Annotated in this window: 2 protein-coding genes; both read left to right on the plus strand. The window is 76.0% G+C overall.

The window, feature by feature from the left end; all coding sequences use genetic code 11:
• Positions 1-1,073, plus strand: a 1,073-nt coding sequence (locus G9H71_RS24795; RefSeq protein ID WP_166284907.1) for a protein kinase, incomplete at its 5' end; no start/stop codon positions are given.
• Between the two features lie 101 nt (positions 1,074-1,174).
• A partial coding sequence (gene pknB / locus G9H71_RS22040; RefSeq protein ID WP_166284908.1) for a Stk1 family PASTA domain-containing Ser/Thr kinase occupies positions 1,175-2,797 on the plus strand: 1,623 nt, incomplete at its 3' end.

Raw genomic sequence — 2,797 nt, forward strand, 5'->3', positions numbered from 1 at the left:
CGGGGCAGCCCGCGGGACCGGCGAGCGACGTCTACGCGCTCGGGGTGGTGGCGTACGAGTGCCTGGCCGGGCACCGGCCCTTCCAGGGCGACAGCGCCATCGACGTGGCCCTCGCGCACGCCCAGGACGCGCCGCCCCCGCTGCCGACGACCGTGCCGCCGCCGCTGCGCGACCTCGTCTTCGCCTGCCTCGCCAAGTCCGCCGCCGACCGGCCGACCGACGCCCAGGTCGCGGCCCGCGCCGAGGCGCTGCGCGGGCGCAGCGGCGACCACGCCGTCGCCGGCCTCGCGACGGCCCCGATCGCCGTCACCCCGCCGCGGGCGACGGTGCCCCCGCCGACCGAGCGCACCCAGGCGATGGCCGTCCCGGCGCCGTTGCCCGCCCGGGCCGCCGCACCAGCCGCCGTCCCCCCGCCCGGCCCTGCCGACCCGCCACGGAGCCGCCGGGGCGCAGCCGTCGCGGCTGCGCTCGTCGGGCTGCTCGTCGTCGGCGGCGGTGCCGTCGCGCTGGGCAACACGCTGCTCGGCGGAGGCGGCGGGGACGAGGGCGCCGCCGACCCGGCGCCCGTCTCGACACCGCGCACGACGCCGTCGCCGACGGCCGAGACGACCGACGAGCCAGCGCCAAGCCCCACCGTCGAGGAGACCGAGGAGGCGCCGAGCCCGACGCCGACCCCGGAGGACACCGACGAGCCGGCCCCGACGCCCAGCCCGACCCCCGAGGACACCGACGGGCCGATCCCGACGCCCAGCCCGACCCCCTCGGAGACCGACTCGGACTCGGGGGAGCTGGTCGTCGACGGCGACGCGCTGGTGGGCCGCAACGGCACGCAGGTGATGCAGGAGCTGCTCGGCCAGGGGCTGAGCTTCCGCCGGCTGCGGGTCTCGCTGCCCTCGGGCGCCGACGCGTCCCCGTGCACCGTCCAGCGGGTGACGCCGACCGGCGAGGTCGAGCCGGGCACCACGATCTCCGTCTATGTCTGGTACGAGCCCGGCGGCGACTGCGGGCCGGTGCCCGGCAGCGGCGCGGGCCGGGCGGTGCCGCAGCTGCTGCTCCCGGCAGGGGGACAATGAGGGGATCGATCGAACGTCGGCGACCGCAGTCGACGACCGCACGGGGGGCCGTTCGCAGCCCTTCCCCGGCCCGACCGCCGGCTACCTGGAGAGGGTGACGGGTGACCGACACTCCACTGCTGCTCGGCGGGCGCTACCAGCTCGGTGAGCTCCTCGGCCACGGAGGCATGGCCGAGGTCCACCGCGCGCTGGACGTACGCCTCGGCCGCGTCGTCGCGGTCAAGATGCTCCGCCCCGACCTCGCGCGCGACCCCGCGTTCCAGACGCGGTTCCGCCGCGAGGCGCAGTCGGCGGCATCGCTCAACCACCCGGCGATCGTGGCGGTCTACGACACCGGCGAGGACTACGTCAGCGACGCGCGGATCCCGTACATCGTCATGGAGCTGGTCGAGGGGTCGACGCTGCGCGACCTGCTCGCCTCCGGGCGGCGGCTGCTGCCCGAGCGCGCGCTCGAGATCACGTCCGGGGTGCTGTCGGCCCTCGACTACAGCCACCGGCACGGCATCGTCCACCGCGACATCAAGCCGGCCAACGTGATGCTGACCCCGCGCGGCGACGTGAAGGTCATGGACTTCGGCATCGCGCGCTCGGTCGCCGAGACCAGCGCGACGATGACCCAGACGTCGGCCGTCATCGGCACCGCGCAGTACCTCTCTCCGGAGCAGGCCCGCGGCGAGCACGTCGACGCCCGCACCGACCTCTACTCCACCGGGTGCCTGCTCTTCGAGCTGCTCACCGGCCGCCCGCCCTTCACCGGCGAGTCCCCGGTCTCCGTCGCCTACCAGCACGTGCGCGAGGAGCCGCCGCTGCCGAGCAGCCTCGACCCGGGCATCCCGCCCGCGGCCGACGCCGTCGTGCTCAAGGCGCTGGTCAAGGACCGCGACCAGCGATACCAGACCGCGGCCCAGATGAAGGCCGACGTGGACCGGGCGCGCGCCGGCGGGCCGGTCGAGGCCGCCCCGCCCGCGCCCACCCAGGCGCTCACCCGGGTGCCCGGCCCGGCGACCGCGCCGACCGCGGTCCGCCCGACCCCGCTGGTCGAGGTCGAGGAGCGGCGCGAGCTGCCTGAGCGCAGCAGCCACTCCGGGGTCTACACCCTCGTCGGCTTCCTCGTGCTGCTCGCGCTGGCCGGCGGGGCCTACCTCGGCTGGCGCTTCTGGGGCGGCGGCAACGACGTCGAGGTCCCGCGGGCCACCAACGTCACGGTGGAGGAGGCCTCGCGCCGGCTGACCGCCGCCGGGCTCGTCCCCGGCCAGCAGGAGCCGCGCCCGGACGCGAACGTCCGCGAGGGGCTCGTCATCACGACCGACCCCGGCGTGGGCGAGAAGGTCGAGAAGGGCGACACCGTCGACCTCGTCGTGTCGAGCGGGCCCGAGCCGAGAGCCATCCCGGCGGTGCAGGGCCAGAGCTACGAGGACGCCCGGCAGGCGCTCATCGAGGCCGGCTTCGCACTCGCACCGCGCAAGGAGGAGGACTCCGAGGAGCCCGAGGGCACCGTGCTCTCCGTCAGCCCCAACGAGAACTCGCTGCAGAAGCCCGGCACCGAGGTCACCCTCACCGTCTCCACCGGCCGCGTGCAGGTGCCCAACGTGGTCGGCCAGGACCCGCAGTCGGCGATCGACCAGCTGCAGGCGGCGGGCTTCAAGTACTCCCTCGGCGACGACGTCGAGACGACCGACCCGAACCTCGTGGGCAAGATCGTCCGCCAGGTGCCGGGCGGCGAC

The sequence above is a fragment of the Motilibacter deserti genome (assembly GCF_011250635.1).
GTDB classification, from domain to species: domain Bacteria; phylum Actinomycetota; class Actinomycetes; order Motilibacterales; family Motilibacteraceae; genus Motilibacter_A; species Motilibacter_A deserti.